General features: G+C 64.0%; 15 protein-coding genes, 2 tRNA genes and 3 rRNA genes. 10 read left to right on the forward strand and 10 right to left on the reverse strand.

The annotated features are described in order from the left end of the window. The first annotated feature begins 4 nt into the window (after positions 1-4). Entirely contained in the window at positions 5-916 is a 912-nt protein-coding gene (locus tag SNOV_RS16230; RefSeq protein ID WP_013168046.1) for a LysR family transcriptional regulator, read from the forward strand. A gap of 354 nt (positions 917-1,270) precedes the next feature. Further along, the gene (locus tag SNOV_RS16235; protein WP_013168047.1) at positions 1,271-2,476 is read left to right on the forward strand and encodes an NAD-dependent formate dehydrogenase; all 1,206 of its coding nucleotides are present in this window, start codon (positions 1,271-1,273) and stop codon (positions 2,474-2,476) included. An 81-nt stretch (positions 2,477-2,557) separates the two neighbouring features. Here SNOV_RS16235 and SNOV_RS16240 read toward each other — a convergent pair whose 3' ends face one another. Further along, positions 2,558-3,130, reverse strand: a complete 573-nt coding sequence (locus SNOV_RS16240) for a TetR/AcrR family transcriptional regulator (RefSeq protein ID WP_013168048.1) — start codon at positions 3,128-3,130, stop codon at positions 2,558-2,560. A 155-nt stretch (positions 3,131-3,285) separates the two neighbouring features. Here SNOV_RS16240 and SNOV_RS16245 point away from each other — a divergent pair, with 155 nt between their 5' ends. Next, complete coding sequence (locus SNOV_RS16245; protein WP_013168049.1) at positions 3,286-4,038, forward strand: MBL fold metallo-hydrolase; 753 nt, start codon at positions 3,286-3,288, stop codon at positions 4,036-4,038. A 160-nt stretch (positions 4,039-4,198) separates the two neighbouring features. Here SNOV_RS16245 and rrf read toward each other — a convergent pair. The 7 genes from rrf to SNOV_RS16280 all read right to left on the reverse strand — a co-directional run bounded on the left by rrf (position 4,199) and on the right by SNOV_RS16280 (position 11,340). Continuing rightward, positions 4,199-4,313, reverse strand: a 5S ribosomal RNA gene (gene rrf, locus SNOV_RS16250). An 85-nt stretch (positions 4,314-4,398) separates the two neighbouring features. Next, positions 4,399-7,227 (reverse strand): 23S ribosomal RNA (locus SNOV_RS16255). Between the two features lie 361 nt (positions 7,228-7,588). Next, positions 7,589-7,664: transfer RNA gene (locus SNOV_RS16260), tRNA-Ala, on the reverse strand. Positions 7,665-7,700: 36 nt separating this feature from the next. Next, positions 7,701-7,777, reverse strand: a tRNA-Ile gene (locus SNOV_RS16265). A 193-nt stretch (positions 7,778-7,970) separates the two neighbouring features. Then, positions 7,971-9,455 (reverse strand): 16S ribosomal RNA (locus SNOV_RS16270). Together the 16S, 23S and 5S rRNA genes with 2 tRNA genes alongside form the textbook arrangement of a ribosomal RNA operon. A 768-nt stretch (positions 9,456-10,223) precedes the next feature. Beyond that, the gene (locus SNOV_RS16275; RefSeq protein ID WP_013168050.1) at positions 10,224-10,427 is read right to left on the reverse strand and encodes a DUF1737 domain-containing protein; all 204 of its coding nucleotides are present in this window, start codon (positions 10,425-10,427) and stop codon (positions 10,224-10,226) included. Between the two features lie 13 nt (positions 10,428-10,440). Beyond that, on the reverse strand, positions 10,441-11,340 hold the full coding sequence (locus tag SNOV_RS16280; protein WP_013168051.1) for an HpcH/HpaI aldolase/citrate lyase family protein: 900 nt from the start codon (positions 11,338-11,340) through the stop codon (positions 10,441-10,443). 108 nt (positions 11,341-11,448) lie between these two features. On the opposite strand from SNOV_RS16280, the gene SNOV_RS16285 reads away from it, so the two are divergent. Beyond that, positions 11,449-12,618 carry an NAD(P)/FAD-dependent oxidoreductase gene (locus tag SNOV_RS16285; RefSeq protein WP_013168052.1) on the forward strand — a complete coding sequence of 390 codons (1,170 nt, stop codon included), beginning with the start codon at positions 11,449-11,451 and terminating at the stop codon, positions 12,616-12,618. 136 nt (positions 12,619-12,754) lie between these two features. Continuing rightward, complete coding sequence (locus tag SNOV_RS16290) at positions 12,755-13,540, forward strand: DUF429 domain-containing protein (protein WP_144296012.1); 786 nt, start codon at positions 12,755-12,757, stop codon at positions 13,538-13,540. A 112-nt stretch (positions 13,541-13,652) separates the two neighbouring features. On the opposite strand, the gene cysC is transcribed toward SNOV_RS16290, so the two are convergent. Then, entirely contained in the window at positions 13,653-15,569 is a 1,917-nt protein-coding gene (cysC, locus tag SNOV_RS16295; protein ID WP_081441041.1) for an adenylyl-sulfate kinase, read from the reverse strand. A 23-nt stretch (positions 15,570-15,592) separates the two neighbouring features. After that, positions 15,593-16,399, reverse strand: a complete 807-nt coding sequence (cysD, locus tag SNOV_RS16300; protein ID WP_013168055.1) for a sulfate adenylyltransferase subunit CysD — start codon at positions 16,397-16,399, stop codon at positions 15,593-15,595. A gap of 140 nt (positions 16,400-16,539) precedes the next feature. Here cysD and SNOV_RS16305 point away from each other — a divergent pair, with 140 nt between their 5' ends. From SNOV_RS16305 to SNOV_RS16325, 5 genes are all read left to right on the forward strand, one after another. Continuing rightward, positions 16,540-16,848, forward strand: coding sequence for a DUF2849 domain-containing protein (locus SNOV_RS16305; RefSeq protein ID WP_013168056.1), 309 nt, complete (start codon positions 16,540-16,542; stop codon positions 16,846-16,848). 29 nt (positions 16,849-16,877) lie between these two features. Next, positions 16,878-18,533, forward strand: a complete 1,656-nt coding sequence (locus SNOV_RS16310; protein ID WP_013168057.1) for a nitrite/sulfite reductase — start codon at positions 16,878-16,880, stop codon at positions 18,531-18,533. Further along, positions 18,520-19,029: a DUF934 domain-containing protein gene (locus tag SNOV_RS16315; RefSeq protein ID WP_013168058.1), complete on the forward strand. Its 510-nt coding sequence runs from the start codon at positions 18,520-18,522 to the stop codon at positions 19,027-19,029. Before SNOV_RS16310 ends, SNOV_RS16315 begins: the two co-directional genes overlap by 14 nt. Beyond that, positions 19,029-19,775, forward strand: a complete 747-nt coding sequence (locus tag SNOV_RS16320; RefSeq protein WP_013168059.1) for a phosphoadenylyl-sulfate reductase — start codon at positions 19,029-19,031, stop codon at positions 19,773-19,775. Before SNOV_RS16315 ends, SNOV_RS16320 begins: the two co-directional genes overlap by 1 nt. Positions 19,776-20,196: 421 nt before the next feature. Beyond that, the gene (locus tag SNOV_RS16325; protein WP_041783526.1) at positions 20,197-21,165 is read left to right on the forward strand and encodes a sulfate ABC transporter substrate-binding protein; all 969 of its coding nucleotides are present in this window, start codon (positions 20,197-20,199) and stop codon (positions 21,163-21,165) included. Positions 21,166-21,237 lie beyond the last annotated feature (72 nt).

The raw sequence follows: 21,237 nt of genomic DNA on the forward strand, positions 1-21,237 counted from the left end.
GCGCATGTTCGTCCGGCAGATGCAATATCTGGTCGCCCTGGCGCGCGAGAAGCATTTCGGCCGGGCTGCGGAAGCCTGCCACGTCACCCAGCCCACGCTCTCCGCCGGCATCCGCAAGCTGGAGCAGGAGCTCGGCGTGCCCATCGTGGTGCGCGGCCACCGCTTCCTCGGCTTCACCGCCGAGGGCGAGCGCGTGCTCGGCTGGGCACGGCAGATCGCGGCCGATTACGAGAGCCTCAAGCAGGAACGGGTGGAGACCGGCGGCCGGCTCACCGGCACGCTGCGCATCGGCGCCATTCCCGCCGCGACCGCTGCCGCACCGGCGCTGCTGGCGCCGTTCCGTGACCGGCATCCCGAAGTGAAGGTGCAGATGCTGACCCTGAGCTCGGTGGCGATCCAGCGCGGGCTCGACGAGATGGAACTCGACGCCGGCATCACCTATCTGGAGAACGAGCCGCTGAACCGGGTGCGCCGGCTCGACCTCTATCTGGAGCGATATGTCTTCGTCACCCGGCCAGACGAGCCGCTGGCGCGCCGGCGCACCGTGCGCTGGGCCGAGGCGGCGGCGCAGCCGCTGTGCCTGCTCACCCCCGACATGCAGAATCGGCGCATCATCGATCACGTCATGGCGGAAGCGGGAATCACGTCGCAGCCGGCGATCGAGACCAATTCCTTCATGGGCATATGGAGCTTCGTGCGCCGTGGCCCATGGAACGTCATCGTGCCGGAGGCGAGCTTCCGCGGCCTTGGCGACACCGCCGACCTCGTCTCCATCCCGCTGGTCGAGCCTACCCACGTACAGCCGATCGGGCTGGTCCTGTCCGAGCGCGATCCCCTCAGCCCGGTCGCCGCCGCTCTACTGAAGACAGCGAAGGAGCTGGTGCGGAATAAGTCGATTGAAAATAGTTTAAAGTAACGCCGGTTTCATTGGCGGCATCTATCAATTCTTTGCCGCTTTCAATTTGAAACCCCGCGGTGGTGCGCCCACTCTCGCGATGTCGGGGCGAAGCGGCGCATCCAAGCCGTAGCGCCCCGGTATGGAGGACGCCCGTCGCGCCGCCGATGCAAGTAGAGCGGCAAATAACTTAAGCGTGCGCGCCGGAAACATTTCGCTTCGGCGTTCGTTTATTCTGCTGCATCCGGCGGCGGAAGCGTTCCCGCTCACCCCCGAGGTCCTGGTCAGGGCTTCGGATCAACATGGGGCGCATGTTCCTGTCGCGGAGATCCTTCCGGTTCCCGTGGCGCGTGCGCGCGAGAGGAGATCTCGGAAATGGCGAAAATACTTTGCGTTCTCTATGACGATCCGGTCGACGGCTACCCGAAGACCTATGCGCGCGACGACCTGCCGAAGATCGACCACTATCCGGGCGGGCAGACGCTGCCCACGCCCAAGGCGATCGACTTCACGCCGGGCGCGCTGCTCGGCTCGGTCTCCGGCGAGCTCGGCCTGCGCAAATACCTGGAAGCCAACGGCCATACCTTCGTCGTCACCTCCGATAAGGACGGCCCGGATTCGGTGTTCGAGAGGGAACTCGTCGACGCCGACGTGGTGATCTCGCAGCCCTTCTGGCCGGCCTATCTGACGCCCGAGCGCATCGCCAAGGCGAAGAACCTGAAGCTCGCGCTCACCGCCGGCATCGGCTCCGATCATGTCGATCTTCAGTCAGCTATCGACCGTGGCATCACTGTGGCCGAAGTCACATATTGCAACTCGATCAGCGTCGCCGAGCACGTGGTGATGATGATCCTCGGCCTGGTACGAAACTACATTCCCTCGCATGACTGGGCGCGCAAGGGCGGCTGGAACATAGCCGACTGCGTAGAGCACTCCTACGACCTCGAGGGCATGACCGTCGGCTCGGTGGCCGCCGGCCGCATCGGCCTCGCCGTGCTGCGCCGCCTCGCGCCGTTCGACGTGAAGCTGCACTATACCGACCGCCACCGTCTGCCAGAAGCGGTCGAGAAGGAGCTGGGCCTCGTCTGGCACGATACCCGCGAGGACATGTACCCGCATTGCGACGTGGTCACGCTCAACGTGCCGCTGCACCCCGAAACCGAGCACATGATCAATGACGAGACGCTGAAGCTGTTCAAGCGCGGCGCCTATATCGTCAACACCGCCCGCGGCAAGCTCGCCGACCGCGACGCCATCGTCCGCGCGATCGAGAGCGGGCAGCTCGCGGGCTATGCCGGCGACGTGTGGTTCCCGCAGCCGGCTCCGAAGGACCACCCCTGGCGCACCATGAAGTGGGAAGGCATGACGCCGCACATCTCCGGCACCTCGCTCTCTGCCCAGGCGCGCTACGCGGCGGGCACGCGCGAGATCCTCGAATGCTTCTTCGAGGGCCGGCCGATCCGCGACGAGTACCTGATCGTGCAGGGCGGCGCGCTCGCCGGCACCGGCGCGCATTCCTACTCGAAGGGCAATGCGACCGGCGGTTCGGAAGAGGCCGCGAAGTTCAAGAAGGCTGGCTGATCCCTCCCGAGACACAGACCGACCAGCGAACGCACCTGCCCCGCGCTTCACGGCGCGGGGCTTTTCTTTATGGTGGCGCGTTCAACCGGCGGAGAGGACCGCGCGCGCCATGGCCTCGACCGCCTGCTCCGGCGAGAGCCCGGCCTGTGTCAGCGACCGCCAGGTGAAGAAGCTCAGCGCGAGGGCGAGCATCGCCCTTTGCGGGCCTTCTGCGAGCGGCGCGCCAAGCACCTCGTCATAGCTCGCCATGGCCGGCCCGAAGCGCAGCGCGGCCACCTGGCGGGTGAGTTCATGGAATTCCGCGTCGCGCATCACACAGCCGGCGAGCGCCGCATTGCGCGCGTACCAGCCATAGAGCGCCCCGAGCCCAGCGCGCAGCCGCGCAGCCGGCTCGGCGATCTCCGCCCAAGGTGCCGCCTCGGGAAGTGGATCGCGCTCCAGATGCAGGCCGGAGCAGGCGAGGAACAGGCTGCGCTCGTCGGGAAAATGGGCATAGAGCGTGTGGCGCTGGACCCCGGCGCGCTCGGCCACGATGCTGAGGCTGGTCCGTCCCGGACCGACGCTGCCATGCAGCTCGAGCGCCGCCTCGACGATGCGCCGGCGCGTGTCGGCCTGCTGCGCGGCGCGGCGCTTCAGCGTGTAGACGCGCTTCATGCGAATTCAACTGCACGCACCTGTGCACCCATATTGACACTGTGGGATATTTTCATTACACAGCATCGTACTTCCAAAAATACGACGCCGTCCACCGTCCGATCAGCATGCGTGCCCTTGGACGGAAGGGCATGGCTTCGACGATGGGAAGTTCCATGGAAACCAGGATCGACGAGATCGCCGACGGCATCTATCGGCTTTCGACCTACGTGCCCGACATCGCGCCGCCGGCCGGCTTCACCTTCAACCAGTTCCTCGTCCTCGGCGACGAGCCGCTGATGTTCCACACCGGCCTGCGCCGGATGTTCGCCTCGAACTGCGAGGCGCTGGCCCGCATCCTTCCGCCCGCGAAGCTGCGCTGGATCGCCTTCGGCCATTTCGAATCGGACGAATGCGGAGCGATGAACGAGTGGCTCGCGGCCGCGCCGCAGGCGACGCCGGCGCACGGCCAGACCGGCTGCATGGTCTCGCTGGAGGATTTTTCCACGCGAGCCCCGCGGATACTTGCCGACGGCGAGGTGATCGAGCTCGGCGGCGGCAAGCGCGTGCGCTTCATCGACACGCCGCACACCCCGCATGGCTGGGACGCCGGCGTGCTGTTCGAGGAAACGACCGGCACGCTGATGTGCGGCGACCTGTTCACCCAACTCGGCGACGGCCCAGCGCTGACGGCGAACGACGTCGTCGGTCCCGCCATCGCCGCCGAGGACATGTTCCGCTATTCCAGCCTCAACCCAGCGATGGGCACGACCATACGCAGCCTCGCCTGCCTTGCCCCGCGCATGCTGGCGCTGATGCACGGCCCGTCCTTCGAGGGCGACGGCGCCTCGGCGTTGCGCGCGCTGGCGGACGACTATGACCGCCGGGTGTCGGACGAGGTGGCGGAGATGCTGCGCGCGGCGGCGTGACGATCGTACAGATCGGACCGACAAACTCCGACGAGCGGCATATCCGCCCGCCTCCGCGGCCACGAGGCACCGGACAAACGAAAACGCCGCCTCGAGCGTCAGCCCGAAGCGGCGTTTTCGTTTCTAGTCATCGTATAGAAGCAAATGCTGTCCTTGGCAGGCCTGGCAGCGACCTACTCTCCCAGGTCTTAAGACATAGTACCATCGGCGCTGAGGAGTTTAACGGCCGAGTTCGGGATGGGATCGGGTTCAGGCTCCTCGCAATGGCCACCAGGCCGGCAAAGGACAGCATTTTCGCGAAGCAAGCAGATCTTTGGTCTAGCTTCATCCATTCCACATTTGTGGACATCGAGGATGAGAACGATCAAGCCAATCGAACGATTAGTACCGGTAAGCTCAATGTGTCACCACACTTACACACCCGGCCTATCAACGTGGTCGTCTTCCACGGTTCTCAAGGGAATACTCGTTTTGAGGTGGGTTTCCCGCTTAGATGCTTTCAGCGGTTATCCCGTCCGTACATAGCTACGCTGCACTGCGGCTGGCGCCACAACAGCTCCACCAGAGGTACGTTCATCCCGGTCCTCTCGTACTAGGGACAAATCCTCTCAATATTCCTACACCCACGGCAGATAGGGACCGAACTGTCTCACGACGTTCTGAACCCAGCTCACGTACCACTTTAATCGGCGAACAGCCGAACCCTTGGGACCTGCTCCAGCCCCAGGATGTGATGAGCCGACATCGAGGTGCCAAACGATGCCGTCGATATGGACTCTTGGGCATCATCAGCCTGTTATCCCCGGCGTACCTTTTATTCGTTGAGCGATGGCCCGTCCACGTGGGACCACCGGATCACTATGGCCGTCTTTCGACTCTGCTCGACTTGTCAGTCTCACAGTCAGGCGGGCTTATGCCATTGCACTCGACGAGCGATTTCCGACCGCTCTGAGCCCACCATCGCGCGCCTCCGTTACTCTTTGGGAGGCGACCGCCCCAGTCAAACTGCCCACCATGCAATGTCTCGGACCCGGATAACGGGTCGCGGTTAGACATCCATATCTATAAGGGTGGTATTTCAAGGGTGACTCCACGAGAGCTGGCGCCCTCGCTTCAAAGTCTACCACCTATCCTACACATACCGACACGAATGCCAGTGCAAAGTTGCAGTAAAGGTGCACGGGGTCTTTCCGTCTGACCGCAGGAACCCCGCATCTTCACGGGGAATTCAATTTCACTGAGTCTATGCTGGAGACAGCGGGGAAGTCATTACGCCATTCGTGCAGGTCGGAACTTACCCGACAAGGAATTTCGCTACCTTAGGACCGTTATAGTTACGGCCGCCGTTTACCGGGGCTTCGATTCAAAGCTTGCACCTCTCCTCTTAACCTTCCGGCACCGGGCAGGCGTCAGACCCTATACGTCATCTTGCGATTTCGCAGAGCCCTGTGTTTTTGCTAAACAGTTGCCACCCCCTGGTCTGTGCCCCTCCCACCTGGTTGCCCAAGTGGAAGGCCTCCTTATCCCGAAGTTACGGAGGTAAATTGCCGAGTTCCTTCAGCATAGTTCTCTCAAGCGCCTTGGTATACTCTACCAGTCCACCTGTGTCGGTTTCGGGTACGGTCTATAAGTGGGAGCTATTTCCTGGAACCCCTTCGAAGCCAGAACAGAACCAATTCGTCTGACAACACACGGGATTCGTCACTACCCACAGGCTCAGGAATATTCACCTGATTCCCATCGACTACGCCTTTCGGCCTCGCCTTAGGGGCCGGCTAACCCTGCGCAGATTAGCTTTACGCAGGAACCCTTGGACTTTCGGCGACAGTGTCTCTCACACTGTTTGTCGTTACTCATGTCAGCATTCGCACTTCCGATACCTCCAGAGGCCCTCACGGGTCCTCCTTCGCAGGCTTACGGAACGCTCCGCTACCGCTTGCCCGAAGGCAAACCCTAAGCTTCGGCGCGTGGCTTGAGCCCCGTTACATTTTCGGCGCAAGAATCCTAGACCAGTGAGCTGTTACGCTTTCTTTAAAGGATGGCTGCTTCTAAGCCAACCTCCTGGTTGTTTTCGGACTCTCACATCCTTTCACACTTAGCCACGACTTGGGGGCCTTAGCTGTAGGTCAGGGTTGTTTCCCTCTCGACGACGGACGTTAGCACCCGCCGTCTGTCTCCCGCGCAGTACTTCCAGGTATTCGGAGTTTGGTTAGGTTTGGTAAGATGGTAAATCCCCCTAGCCCATCCAGTGCTCTACCCCCTGGAGTATTCACGCGAGGCACTACCTAAATAGTTTTCGCGGAGAACCAGCTATTTCCGAGTTTGATTGGCCTTTCACCCCTAGCCACAAGTCATCCGAGACCTTTTCAACGGGCACCGGTTCGGTCCTCCAGTGCGTGTTACCGCACCTTCAACCTGCTCATGGCTAGATCACTCGGCTTCGGGTCTAATCCGACGAACTGAACGCCCTGTTCAGACTCGCTTTCGCTGCGCCTACACCTATCGGTTTAAGCTTGCTCGCCAGACTAAGTCGCTGACCCATTATACAAAAGGTACGCAGTCACCCAGGACGAACCTTGGGCTCCTACTGTTTGTAGGCATCCGGTTTCAGGAACTGTTTCACTCCCCTTGTCGGGGTGCTTTTCACCTTTCCCTCACGGTACTGGTTCGCTATCGGTCGCTGAGGAGTACTTAGGCTTGGAGGGTGGTCCCCCCATGTTCAGACAGGATTTCACGTGTCCCGCCTTACTCAAGGATGAATGATTGCATTACGTGTACGGGGCTATCACCCACTAAGGCCCGGCTTTCCTGACCGGTTCCACTTGTCGCACATTCACCACTGGCCTGATCCGCGTTCGCTCGCCACTACTAACGGAGTCTCTGTTGATGTCCTTTCCTCCGGGTACTTAGATGTTTCAGTTCCCCGGGTTCGCTTCAAACCCCTATGTATTCAGGATTTGATACCTTCATGTGATAACTGGAATTCCAAAGCCTTGCGGCCAAGGATCCACTGGCGTGGAACCCCGAGGCAAGACCTCAGAGTTCCAGTCATCGAAGGTGGGTTTCCCCATTCGGAAATTCACGGATCAAAGCTTGTTCGCAGCTCCCCGTGACTTATCGCAGCGTACCACGTCCTTCATCGCCTCTCAGCGCCAAGGCATCCACCGAATGCCCTTAAGACACTTGATCGTTCTCATCTTCGATGCCCACCCCACTCAGAACTTCATGGAACGTGCTCACAAGAGGTGTGCAACCTCTCGTGCGCTCCACGGGGGCGAGATGGTTTTGAGAGACCCATCTCACGGCATCGAAGCTATTCTAAAGACCAGCTTGCTTCGCATATCATTCGACGACGGTGCGGTCAGGCCCCGACAACCGGATCCATGATGCCCGAAGGCCCCATGTTCCGATCCGTCTTGCGACTGATCGAATGAATGCTTCTTTACGATGTCAGACAACACGCCTCATTCCCGGATCATCCTGCGGAATGTGCGAATTCAGGTTCTCATGGACGAGAGATCACCGAGCTCTACACGCATCACTGAGGTGATGGTGGAGCCAGACGGGATCGAACCGACGACCTCATGCTTGCAAAGCACGCGCTCTCCCAACTGAGCTATGGCCCCGGAAGGTGCGTAGCGATCAGAGTCGCCTCGGTTAAGTGGTGGGCCTGGGACGACTCGAACGTCCGACCTCACCCTTATCAGGGGTGCGCTCTAACCACCTGAGCTACAGGCCCCAAGCCTACAGTCGGGTCGGTCGATCCGCGAACGGAGCAACCAGACCCAGTGGCCTGGGCTCGTCCATGAAGAAAGAGAAACGAAGACGGCGGCGTCCCGCATAATGCTCACTGACTGTGAGCTTGTATCTAAGAGTTCCGATAGTCGTACCAAGATCCGAAGATCAAGGGCGTACTGAGGGAACATCCTTAGAAAGGAGGTGATCCAGCCGCAGGTTCCCCTACGGCTACCTTGTTACGACTTCACCCCAGTCGCTGACCCTACCGTGGTCGCCTGCCTCCCTTGCGGGTTAGCGCAGCGCCTTCGGGTAAAGCCAACTCCCATGGTGTGACGGGCGGTGTGTACAAGGCCCGGGAACGTATTCACCGTGGCGTGCTGATCCACGATTACTAGCGATTCCAACTTCATGCACTCGAGTTGCAGAGTGCAATCCGAACTGAGACGGCTTTTGGAGATTTGCTCACCCTCGCGGGTTCGCATCCCACTGTCACCGCCATTGTAGCACGTGTGTAGCCCAGCCCGTAAGGGCCATGAGGACTTGACGTCATCCCCACCTTCCTCTCGGCTTATCACCGGCAGTCCCCCTAGAGTGCCCAACTTAATGATGGCAACTAAGGGCGAGGGTTGCGCTCGTTGCGGGACTTAACCCAACATCTCACGACACGAGCTGACGACAGCCATGCAGCACCTGTGTTCCCGGCTCCGAAGAGCTTGGTCCATCTCTGGTCCAATTCCGAGACATGTCAAAGGCTGGTAAGGTTCTGCGCGTTGCTTCGAATTAAACCACATGCTCCACCGCTTGTGCGGGCCCCCGTCAATTCCTTTGAGTTTTAATCTTGCGACCGTACTCCCCAGGCGGGAGGCTTAATGCGTTAGCTGCGCCACTGATGAGCATGCTCACCAACGGCTAGCCTCCATCGTTTACGGCGTGGACTACCAGGGTATCTAATCCTGTTTGCTCCCCACGCTTTCGCACCTCAGCGTCAGTACCGGACCAGTAAGCCGCCTTCGCCACTGGTGTTCTTGCGAATATCTACGAATTTCACCTCTACACTCGCAGTTCCACTTACCTCTTCCGGACTCGAGATTGCCAGTATCAAGGGCAGTTCTGGAGTTGAGCTCCAGGCTTTCACCCCTGACTTAACAATCCGCCTACGTGCGCTTTACGCCCAGTGATTCCGAACAACGCTAGCCCCCTTCGTATTACCGCGGCTGCTGGCACGAAGTTAGCCGGGGCTTCTTCTCCGACTACCGTCATTATCTTCGTCGGCGAAAGAGCTTTACAACCCTAAGGCCTTCATCACTCACGCGGCATGGCTGGATCAGGCTTGCGCCCATTGTCCAATATTCCCCACTGCTGCCTCCCGTAGGAGTCTGGGCCGTGTCTCAGTCCCAGTGTGGCTGATCATCCTCTCAGACCAGCTACGGATCGTCGCCTTGGTGCGCCTTTACCACACCAACTAGCTAATCCGACGCGGGTTCATCCAATGGCGATAAATCTTTCCCCTTGCGGGCACATACGGTATTAATTCCAGTTTCCCGGAGCTATTCCGTACCATTGGGCAGATCCCCACGTGTTACTCACCCGTCTGCCACTCACCTTGCGGTGCGTTCGACTTGCATGTGTTAAGCCTGCCGCCAGCGTTCGTTCTGAGCCAGGATCAAACTCTCAAGTTGAATGAGAATTAATCCGGCAATCATCGTCGCTTGCACTCAAAACCTCTGACGAGGTCGAGACCTCACCGCTCTCTTCTCAGAGATCGGGGCCTCTTTGAGTAGAAACGTATGACACCGTACCTCATCCGACTTTCCTTTGCCCGAAGGCTCGGGAAAGTCCGCAAGGACTCCGCCGTCCACGTTTCTCTTTCTTCCTATTAACCTGTCAAACAGCCGAGGTGCCGAGCACCCCACGGAACCGAAGGTTCCATATAAGGAGCAGAAGCTCCCATTCAAGGCCGAAGCCTCTCTATATACTCTTACGCTGACCCGAAGGCCACCGTCGGGATTTTCACCCCTCACTCTATGGGCTACACCCTTAGAGCAATCGACACCTCTTCGTCCGGCGACTTGCCGGTCGTTTGAGCGACCATCTCGTCGAGAGGAGCTTCAGAGGAGCGCCGAACCCGCCGTTGCGGTGGCGCCGCGTCGATGGGCGCTTTATAGGGGGAGCCCCTCGGATCTGTCAACGGCCTTTTTTCAGAAAAATGACAAGGCGACGACGCTGTTGATAACTAGGAAGAAATGCTGACCTATCAATGAGTTAGCATTTCTGACCCATTTTCTGGGTCCTGCGAGACCCCAATGAATCCGTAGTTCGGCAGCGAAATTTTTCGCCCCCTTCCCGCTCCGCCGGAGGCCCTTCCAAGGGGCCGAAAACCCCTCCAAAAGAGCCTCCAATCAAGGCGCCGTCTGGCTTTGACAGGCCTCTATTCGACCCCTCCGCCCTCAGTGATCCGACAGCACGACGTCGTCCGACCACTCGCCTTCGACCTCCTTCACGATCGCCTGGCCGCAGATCACCCGGCCCTTCAGCGGGTCGAAAGTCAGCGTCGGGTCGCCGTGCAACTGCCAGCCCTTGTTCAGCGCCGCCGAGACGCGCTTGCAGAAGGAGACGTCGTCCGGCCCGGTCAGATAGCGATAGAGCTTCATGATCTTTTCCTCCTCAGCCCCGCGCGGCGATGGCGTCGGCCAGCGCCACGGTTCTGCGGGCGATGTCGGCATGCATGCGCTCGACCATCCGCCCCTCGATCTGCACCACGCCCCTGCCGGCATTCTCCGGCCGGTCGAACAGCGCGATCAGCGTCCGCGCCTCCTCCACCTCTGCCGTCGGCGGCGAGAAAGCGGCGTTGCATGCCTCGATTTGGCTCGGATGGATCAGCGTCTTGCCGTCGAAGCCGAGCTCGGCCGCCTGCGCGCATTCCCGCGCGAAGCCGTCGAGATCGCGGAAATTGTTCCACACGGCATCGAGGATGCCGACGCCCGCCGCCCGCGCCGCCAGCACGCAATGCGACAGCCAGGAGAGCATGGGCGCGCGGCCGGGCACGATGCGCGTTCCCGTCTCCTTGGAAAGGTCGTTGGTGCCGAGCACCAGCACGGCGAGCCGCGTGACCGGGTTGCGCGAGGCGAGCGCGATGTCGAGCGCCTTGAGCACCGCCATCGGCGTCTCGATCATCGCCCACACCCTCAGCGAGGAGGCGGCGCCGAGCGCATCGAGCCGGCGGCCGATCGCGATCAGCGTCTCCGGATCGGAGATCTTCGGCACCAGCACCGCATCCGGCCCACCCCCTTGCGCGCTGGCGCGCGCGACGAAGGCGAGATCGGCCTCGAACCAGGGCGTGTCGGGCGCGTTGGTGCGCACCACCACTTCGCGCGGGCCGAAGCCGCCCTCCTTCAGCGTCGCTGCGATCTGCTCGCGTGCGTCCGCCTTCGCCTCCGGCGCCACCGCATCCTCGAGATCAAGCACGAGGGCGTCGGTCGGCAGGCTGCGCGCCTTCGAAGCGGCACGGGCGTTCGAGCCCGGCATGAACAGCACGCTGCGGCGCGGTCGGACGATTGTGGGCATGATTCACTCGGCTAATTGGCAGGAAAGAAGGATGAGCCTATCCCGCTGAAGGACGGGCTGCCAATCGGTCACGCGCCGCCTGTCGGCGGCGCTTCAGGGTGGAAGAGAATGGACGAGACTTTCGATGTGCTCATCGTCGGCGGGGCGATCATGGGCGCGACCGCCGCCTATTTCCTCACCCTCGATCCGGCTTTCCGCGGCCGCGTCGCCGTGGTCGAGCGCGACCCGACCTTCACCTACTCTTCGACCACCCTCTCGGCCGCCTCGCTGCGCCAGCAATTCTCCATCCCCGAGAACATCCGCATGTCGCTCTTCGGGCTGGAGTTCCTGCGGAGCGCTAGGGAGCGTTTCGGCGACGTCGACCTCGCCTGGCACGAGGGCGGCTATCTCATACTCGCCAGCGAGGCGGGCCTGCCGATCCTCAAGGCCAATCACCGCGTGCAGCAGGCGGAGGGCGCCGACATCGCCCTGCTCGACCCGGCCGCGATGAAGCGCGAATTCCCCTGGCTCAATGTCGAGGACCTCGCCGCCGGCGCCTATGGTCGCTCCGGCGAGGGCTGGTTCGACGCCCACGCGCTGCTGCAGGCCGTGCGCGCGGCGGCGAAGGCGCAAGGAGCCCATTTCATCACCGGCGAAGTGGTCGGGCTCGCCCGCGAGGGAGACCGCGTCACCGGCGCCACGCTGGCCGACGGGCGGCGCATCGGCTGCGGCGCCCTCGTCAACGCCGCCGGTCCGCGCGGCGGCCGCCTCGCCGCCATGGCGGGGATCGAGCTGCCAGTGGAGGGGAAGAAGCGCTGCGTCTTCGTCGTGCATTGCCGCACGGAGATCCCGAAGCTGCCGCTGCTGGTGGACCCGACCGGCTTCTACATCCGCCCGGAAGGCGCCTATCAGATCTGCGGCGCCCCGCCGGCCGCCGACAATGATCCGGACGCCGACGGGGACTTCGAGGTCGACTGGTCGATCTTCGAGGAAGGCATCTGGCCGGCGCTCGCCCACCGTATCCCGGCGATGGAGGAGCTCAAGGTCATCCGCGCCTGGGCCGGGCATTACGAGATGAACCTGCTCGACCACAACGCGGTCATCGGCCCGCACCCGGAAGTGGCGAATTTCTACTTCATGAACGGCTTCTCCGGCCACGGCCTGCAACAGGCCCCCGCCGCCGGCCGCGCCATTGCCGAATGGATCGTCCATGGCCGCTCGGTCTCGCTCGACCTAGACGTGTTCTCCTATGAGCGCATCGCTGCGGGACGGCCGCATGCGGAGCTCAACATCATCTGAGGGCCAAGCCACAGTAGAACCTCATCCTGAGGTGCGAGCGAAGCGAGCCTCGAAGGATGAAGCATCGAGTACACTCGGATGAACATCCTTCGAGGCCCGGCTGCGCCGGGCACCTCAGGATGAGGTGATCTGCGGAATGGACAGTTCTGGTCGAGAATCGAGGGTGCCGGTGCGCATCGCCGGCCTCGACGGCTGCAAGGGCGGCTGGGTCGCCGTCATCGTCGAGCCGGACGGCTCGGCCCATGCCGAACGCATCGCCCACGTCGCCGAGCTGTTCGAGCGTCCGCTCGCCCCCCAGATCGCTGCGGTCGACATGCCCATCGGCCTGCCGGAGCGCGTCGAGGCGAAGGGCCGCGCGCCGGAGCGGCTGGTTCGCCCGCTGCTCGGCGGTCGGCAGTCGAGCGTCTTCTCCATTCCCTCACGTGCGGCCGTGCATGCCGGCGTCGATGCTTCCGTGCCAGAGGAGGATCGCTATCGCCACGCCTGCGCGGTCGCGCGCGAGACCTCCGTGCCGCCCAAGGCGGTCGCCAAGCAGGCCTTCCACATCTTCCCGAAGATCGTGGAGATCGACCTGATGCTGCGGGCGCAGCCGGCGCTGCAGACGCGCCTCTTCGAATGCCACCCCGAGGTCGCGTTCTGGGCGATGAACGGCAGGACGGCGCTCGATCAGCCGAAGAAGGTGAAGAACGCCCCGCACCCGCCCGGCCTCACCCTGCGCCGGCACCTTCTGGAGGCTGCCGGCTTCCGGCCCGAGCTGATGTCGCCATTCAAGGCGCGCGAATTGCGTGTTGGCGAGGACGACCTGATCGACGCCTGCGCCGCCGCCTGGACCGCCGGCCGCATCGCCCGGCACGAGGCGGTCAGCTTTCCCTCCCCGCCCGAGCGCGACGCCCACGGCCTGCCGATCGCCATCTGTGCGTGAACGGGTAGGACGTCATCCCGGACGGCCCGCACGGGCCGATCCGGGATCGCGCAAACATTGTGAGCGATCCCGGCTCTACGGCTTCGCCTTCGGCCGGGATGACGCCTTGAGGCTACAGCCCCGCGTCGTCGCCCGCCGAGAAGGGCCGCCGGAACACGCCGGCCTGCGCCAGCATCGCCTCCAGCCGGTCGACGCCGGCGGACGGATCGAGCTTGTCGTTCTCGATCACCAGTTCCGGGGCGGCGGGGGCCTCGTAGGGCGCATCGATCCCGGTGAAGCCGCGGATCTCGCCCGCCCGCGCCTTGGCATAGAGCCCCTTCGGGTCACGCGCCTCGCACACGTCGAGCGGGGTCGCGACATGCACCTCGAAGAAGCGCTCGCCGACGATGGCGCGCACCTTGCCCCGCGCCGCCGCCGAGGGCGACACCGCCGCCACCAGCACGATGTGGCCGAGGTTCTTGAGGAAGTTCGCCACCTCCGCGAGGCGGCGGTTGTTCTCGGCCCGGTCGGCGTCGGAGAAGCCGAGGTCGCTGTTCAGCCCGGCACGCAGCGTGTCGCCGTCAAGCAGCGTCGCCATGCCGCCGCGATGGAACAGACGCCGCTCAAGCGCTCGCGCCAAGGTCGACTTGCCCGAACCCGACAGGCCGGTCAGCCACACCACCGCGCCCTCATGGCCGAAGCGGCCGACGCGCTCCTCCTCCGTCATGGCGGAGGAGACGGGCGTGATGTTGCGTGGCTCCGCCCTCGTCGCCTCTCCGTCGAGCACGGAGATGACGAGGCCGCCGCCGGCGATGCGTCCGCCGAGCTCCAGCGCCACACGACCGGTGCGCGGGTTCAGCCCATGCGGATCGGCGGCGATGGGGCGGGAGAGCACCAGCTCGACCTCGCCGACCTGGTTGCGGCCGATGCTCTTGGATTCGAAGGTCGACAGGTGCCCCGGATCGACCACCTCGTGCACCGCCGCGACGGTGGCGCGCGATTCCGAGGTGGCAAGCCGGGCAATGACCACGGTGCCGGTCTCCAGCGGCTCGTCGGCAAGCCAGAACAGGCGCACGCGCAGGCGCCGTGCCGCATGCGGGCGCGAGGCGGGCGTCGAGACAATCTCGCCGCGCTCGACGAAGATCTCGCGGTCGAGCGTGATGGCAGCCGCGGCGCCGGCATTCAGCAGTGCCTTCTCCTTGCCGGCCGCCGGTACCGGCCAGCTCTCGATGGTCTTCACCACCGCGGTCTTGCCGGAGGGCTGGAAGACGATCTCCTCGCCGACCTTCAGGCTGCCGGTCTCGATGCGACCGGCGACGATGCGGCGGTCATCGAACTTGTAGACCGCCTGCACCGGCAGGCGCAGCGCGAGGTCCTGCGGCGCCCGCGCCGGCTCGAAGCCGTCGAGCGCCTCGAGCACCGTCGGGCCGTCATACCAGGGTGTGCGCTCTCCGCGCACGGAGACGCCGTCGCCCTCGCGGGCGGAAATCGGGATCACCGCGCTCGCCCGGACGCCGAGATCGGCGAGATAGGCGGTGATCTCGCTCTCGATGGCGCGGAAGGCGGCCTCGTCGAAGCCGACGCGGTCCATCTTGTTCACCACCACCGTCACCTGCTTCACGCCGAGCAGATGCAGCAGGTACCCATGCCGGCGGGTCTGGTCGCGCACGCCCTCGGCGGCGTCGATCAGCAGCAGCGCGGCATCGGCCTGCGCCGCGCCGGTGATCATGTTGCGCAGGAACTCCGCGTGACCCGGCGCGTCGATCAGGATGATGTCGCGCGACGGGGTCTGGAAGCGGATCTGGCTGGTGTCGATGGTGATGCCCTGGTCGCGCTCGGCCTGCAGGCTGTCGAGCAGGAACGACCATTCGAAGGGCATGCCGCGGCGGGCCGACATCGCCTTGAGCTGTTCGATCTTCTGGGCGGGGATGCCACCGGTCTCGTGCAGCAGCCGGCCGATCAGCGTCGACTTGCCGTGGTCGACATGGCCGACGATGACGATGCGCACCAGTGGGCGGTCGGCGGCGGGAACGGGAAGAGGAAGAGTCATGACGTTCGCGGACATCATCCGTCTCACAGATAGCCGGCGACGCGAAGCCGCTCGAAGGAGTCCTCGGCTTCGTGGTCCATGGCGCGGCCGGAACGCTCGGGCACCTTGGTCGTCGCCAGTTCCATCAGGATCTCGTCGATGGTCGCCGCGTCCGACCTCACCGGGAAGGTGATGTCCTCGTCGCCGAGCGAGCGATAGCGCTTGCCGTCCTTCGAGAAATACAGCGGGATGACGGGAATTCCCTCGCGCTTGGTGTAGGCCCAGATGTCGAGTTCGGTCCAGTGCAGGATCGGATGGACGCGCAGATGCGCGCCGGCGGGCAGGGTCGCGTTGAAGTGATCCCAGAATTCCGGGGGCTGCTCGCGCACGTTCCAGTCGCCTTCGAGCCCCCGCGGAGAGAAGACGCGCTCCTTGGCGCGGGTCGCCTCCTCGTCGCGGCGTATGCCGGCGACCAGCGCATCGAAGCCATACTTCTCGAGCGCCAGCTTCAGCCCCTCGGTCTTGCGCGCTGCCGAGCGGGTGGCGGGCGGCAGGGTCGGGTCCATCTGCTCCAGCGGCGGGCAGGGATCGACCCGCAGATCGAGGTTCCATTCCTTACCGTAATGGTCGCGGAAGGCATACATTTCCTTGAACTTCTTGCCGGTGTCGACGTGAAGCACGGGGAACGGCACATGGCCGAGGAACGCCTTCCTCGCCAGCCAGATCATGACGTTGGAATCCTTGCCCAGCGACCAGAGCAGCGCCATGCGCTTCATCCGCGCGAAAGCCTCGCGGAAGATGTAGATGCTCTGGGCCTCGAGCTCGTCGAGCCGGTCGTCGGCAGTGGCCATCTTTTAGGGACCCGTTGAATCGCCCGCGGAGCATAGCCGAGGACTAATTACACGTAAAATACGTGCATTTATTTCTTTTGCACGTTCTAAATTGGTGTTATGCAGGCTCAACCCATCCGTCAACAGGAATTTGGTACGCCATGGCGGCCCCGCAACAACAGAAACTGAAGGTCCACGGCCCGGTCGCCGTCACCGCCAACCGCCTGACGGACGGCGCCGTGGTGTGGCGCACGCAGGGCGACGGCTGGTCGATCGACCTGGCCGATGCCGCCATCGTGACGACGGCGGACGAGGCGATTGCGCTGCTGGCGGACGCGCAGAAACGCGACATCGATGCCGTCGGCGCCTATGTCGCGCCGGTCGTGCTGGAAGCGGACGGCGCGATCCTGCCGGGGAACCTGCGCGAGCGCATCCGCGTCGCCGGCCCCACCTTCGAGCTGCCGCATTGAACTGAAGACGCATAAGGCGAAGCCTGACGATGTACGTGTATGATGAATTCGACCGCGCCTTCCTGGCCGAACGGGTCGCGGAATTCCGCGACCAGGTCGGGCGGCGCCTGTCCGGCGCGCTGAGCGAGGACGAGTTCAAGCCGCTGCGGCTGATGAACGGCGTCTATCTGCAGCTGCACGCCTATATGCTGCGCATCGCCATCCCCTACGGCACGCTGAATTCCGACCAGCTTCGCCGCATGGCCCATGTCGCCCGCCGCTATGACCGTGGCTACGGCCATTTCACCACCCGGCAGAACATCCAGTTCAACTGGATCAAGCTGGAGGAGCTCCCCGAGGCCATGGCGGCGCTCGCCGAGGTCGGCGTGCACGGCATCCAGACCTCGGGCAATTGCATCCGCAACGTCACCACCGACCAGTGGGCCGGTGCCACACCGGAGGAATGCGACGACCCGCGCCTGTGGGCCGAGATCCTGCGCCAGTACTCGACGCTGCACCCCGAATTCACCTACCTGCCGCGCAAGTTCAAGATCGCCATCACGGCCGCCGATCACGACCGCGCGGCCACCAAGGTGCATGACATCGGCCTGCGCCTGCACCGCAACGATCAGGGCGAGCTCGGCTTCGAGGTGCTGGTCGGCGGCGGCCTCGGCCGCACGCCGTTCGTCGGCAAGCACATCCGCCCGTTCCTGCCGGTGCGCGACCTTCTGAGCTACGTCGAAGCGATCATGCGCGTCTACAACCAGTACGGACGGCGCGACAACATCTACAAGGCCCGCATCAAGATCCTCGTCCACGAGATCGGCGCCGAGGAGTTCTCCAAGGCGGTCGAGGCCGAGTTCGCCGCCACCCGCGACGGCGCGCTGCGCCTCACCGACGAGATGATCGAGGAAATCCGCGGCCGCTTCCTCTACCCGGATTTCGAGCCGCTCGACGATCAGCCGGCCGCGCTCGTCGAGGCTCTCAAGGACCCGCTCTTCGCCACCTGGCACCGCAACTCCGTGCACAAGCACAAGATCCCCGGCTATTCGATCGTCACCATCTCGCTGAAGCCCATTGGCGCCCCTCCGGGCGACGCCACGGCGGACCAGATGGACCTCATCGCCGATCTCGCCGACGACTACGGCTTCCGCGAGATCCGTGTCGGCCACGAGCAGAATCTCTGCCTGCCCAACGTCGCGAGCAAGGACCTGCCGGAGCTGTGGCGCCGGCTCGACGCGGCCGGGCTGGCGACGCCGAACGTCAACCACATCAGCGATATCATCGCCTGCCCCGGGCTCGACTATTGCGCCCTGGCCAATGCCCGGGCGATCCCGGTGGCGCAGGAGATCGCCAAGCGCTTTTCCGACCTCGACCGCTCGCGCGGCATCGGCCGGCTGCACATCAACATCTCCGGCTGCATCAATGCCTGCGGCCACCACCATGTGGGCCATATCGGCATTCTCGGCGTCGAGAAGAACGGCCAGGAATTCTACCAGATCACCCTCGGCGGACGCGCCGACGAGCAGGCCCAGCTCGGCACCCTGCTCGGACCAGCCGTGCCCTACGAGCAGGTCCCGAGCCTTATCGAGGATGTGGTGGACACCTACATGGAACTCAGGGCCGGACCGCACGAACTCTTCATCGACACCGTCACCCGGCTCGGCGTCGAACCCTTCAAGGAGCGCGTCTATGCCGCTCATTGAGAATGGAAAGCTCATCGAGGACCGCTTCATCCGCGTCTCCGACGACGAGGCGCTGCCGGAAGGTGTGGCCGTGCTGATCGGCATCGACCGCTTCCTCAAGGAGGCGGAGATGCTCAAAGGCCGGAAGGCGCCGGTGGGGGTGATCTGGCCGAACAACCGGCCGATCGCCGAGATCGCGCCCTATCTCGGGCAGCTCTCGCTCATCGCCCTTGTCTTCCCGATCTTCCGCGACGGACGCGCCTACAGCCAGGCGCGGCTGCTGCGCGAGCGGCTCGGCTGGCGCGGCCCGCTGCGTGCCACCGGCAATGTGCTGCGCGACCAGTTCCTGCTGATGGAGCGCTCCGGCTTCGACCAGATCGACGCGGTGAAGGAAGCCGACGCGGAAGCCTTCGACGAGGCGGTCCACCGCTACACCGTGTTCTACCAGCCCGCGACCGACGAGCGCCCCAGCCTCCTGCGCCAGCGCCTCGGCCGTACCGTCTCGGGAGTACGCTGATGACAATCGCCCAGCGCGCCGATGCCGATCTCACCCCCGCCGTCCCCTGCAGGGACGATGTGGGCGGGCTCGCCTGCGCGCTGGCCGATGCCGGCCCGACCGAGATCATCGCCGCTGCTCAGGAGGCCGTCGGCCCCGACAAGCTCTGCCTCGTCTCCTCCTTCGGCACGGAATCGGCGGTGCTGCTGGCCTATATGGCCGAGGTCGACCGTTCGATCCCAGTCGTCTTCCTCGACACCGGCTGGCTGTTCGAGGAGACGCTTGTCTATCGTGACCGGCTGACGGACCAGCTTGGTCTCACCGACGTGCGCAGCATCCGGCCCGACCCGGAGCGGCTCGCGGCGCTCGATGCCGAGCGCGACCTCTGGTTCTCCGATCCCGACGCCTGCTGCCGCATCCGCAAGGTCGAGCCGCTCGCCCGCGCGCTCGCCGGCTTCGACGGCTGGCTGAACGGGCGCAAACGCTACCAGGGCGGCCTGCGCGCCAACATCCCGGTGGTCGAGCGCGATGGCGCCCGGCTGAAGTTCAATCCGCTTGCCAATCTGGACCGCGCCGAGGTCGAGGCGGCGAAGCTGCGCTTCAACCTGCCGGAGCATCCGCTGGTGGCGAGCGGCTTCAATTCCGTTGGCTGCATGCCCTGCACCAGCCGGGCGGCGCCCGACGAGGACGTCCGCGCTGGCCGCTGGCGCGGCAAGGCCAAGACCGAGTGCGGCATCCATACGCTGCTCAACACGATCGAGCGCTGAGGCGGCGACCCGCGTTTCCTTCTGACCCATGACGTCGTTATTCTGGAATTGCCGCAGGCTATGTCCGGGAGCGTCGCCGTGCGGGTGCCGTGATCCTCTGGGGGCTCCGCCATTGCCCCGCCAGGCCGGGGCATCCGCACCTTCCATCAGCCATCAGGCGGGAATGGCCCGGAAAGCACCACAGGGCGTCATACGATCTGGGAATTCCCGGCCGGGATGGGCCTTCGCTGCCTTTTCGTACGCGTAGCCGAACCGAAACCCCTATTTCCTATCTTTTTTATAGTTTTCTATTGACCCTACTAACCACCCATGGAACTCTCGCCTCATGAAATGCACCGGCGCCGCGGGCGCCGCTGGGGAGAGATTGCCGATGTCGTTCAACTTCAGGCCGGCGGCCGCGGCCGCGCTCATTGCCGCCCTCATGGCCCCGGTCGCCGCGCCGCTGGCGGCCCGCGCGGCCGATGTCAGCCTGCTCAACGTGTCCTACGACCCGACCCGTGAGCTCTACCAGCAGTTCAACAAGGCCTTTGCCGCGCAATACAAGGCCGAGACCGGCAAGACCTTGGAGATCAAGGCTTCGCATGGCGGCTCGGGCAAGCAGGCGCGCTCGGTGATCGACGGTCTCCAGGCCGACGTCGTCACCCTGGCGCTCGCCTATGACATCGACGCCATCGCCGACAGGGGCTTCATCGCCCGGGACTGGCAGAAGCGCCTGCCCGACAATTCCTCGCCTTACACCTCGACCATCGTCTTCCTAGTGCGCAAGGGCAACCCGAAGGGCATCAAGGATTGGGACGACCTGCTGAAGGCCGACGTCAAGGTCGTCACCCCCAACCCGAAGACCTCGGGCGGCGCCCGCTGGAACTACCTCGCGGCCTGGGCCTATGCGCTGAAGACCTACGGCTCCGAGGCCCAGGCTAAGGACTTCGTCGCCAAGCTCTACAAGAACGTGCCCGTGCTCGACACCGGCGCGCGCGGCTCGACCGTGACCTTCACCGAGCGCGGCGTTGGCGACGTGCTGCTCGCCTGGGAGAACGAGGCGTTCCTGTCGAAGAAAGAATTCGGCGACGACAAGTTCGACATCGTCGTGCCCTCGCTTTCCATCCTCGCCGAGCCGCCGGTCACCGTTGTCGACAAGGTGGTCGACAAGAAGGGCACCCGCGCTGTCGCCGAGGCGTATCTCGACTACCTCTACAGCAAGGAAGGCCAGAAGCTCGCCGCCGAGAACTTCTACCGCCCGCGCGATCCGGAGATCGCCAAGCAGTATGAGAAGGTCTTCCCGAAGGTGAACCTCGTCACCATCGACGATCCGACCTTCGGCGGCTGGCGCAAGGCGCAGAAGACCCATTTCGAGGACGGTGGCGTGTTCGACCAGATCTACTCGAACTGACGCCCCTCCTTTCGAGCAACCGACCGCGCCGAGCCTCTTCTGAGGTCCGGCGCTTCGCCTTGCCCAGAGCCG

It is taken from the genome of Ancylobacter novellus DSM 506 (assembly GCF_000092925.1).
In the GTDB taxonomy this organism is placed as follows: Bacteria; Pseudomonadota; Alphaproteobacteria; order Rhizobiales; family Xanthobacteraceae; genus Ancylobacter; species Ancylobacter novellus.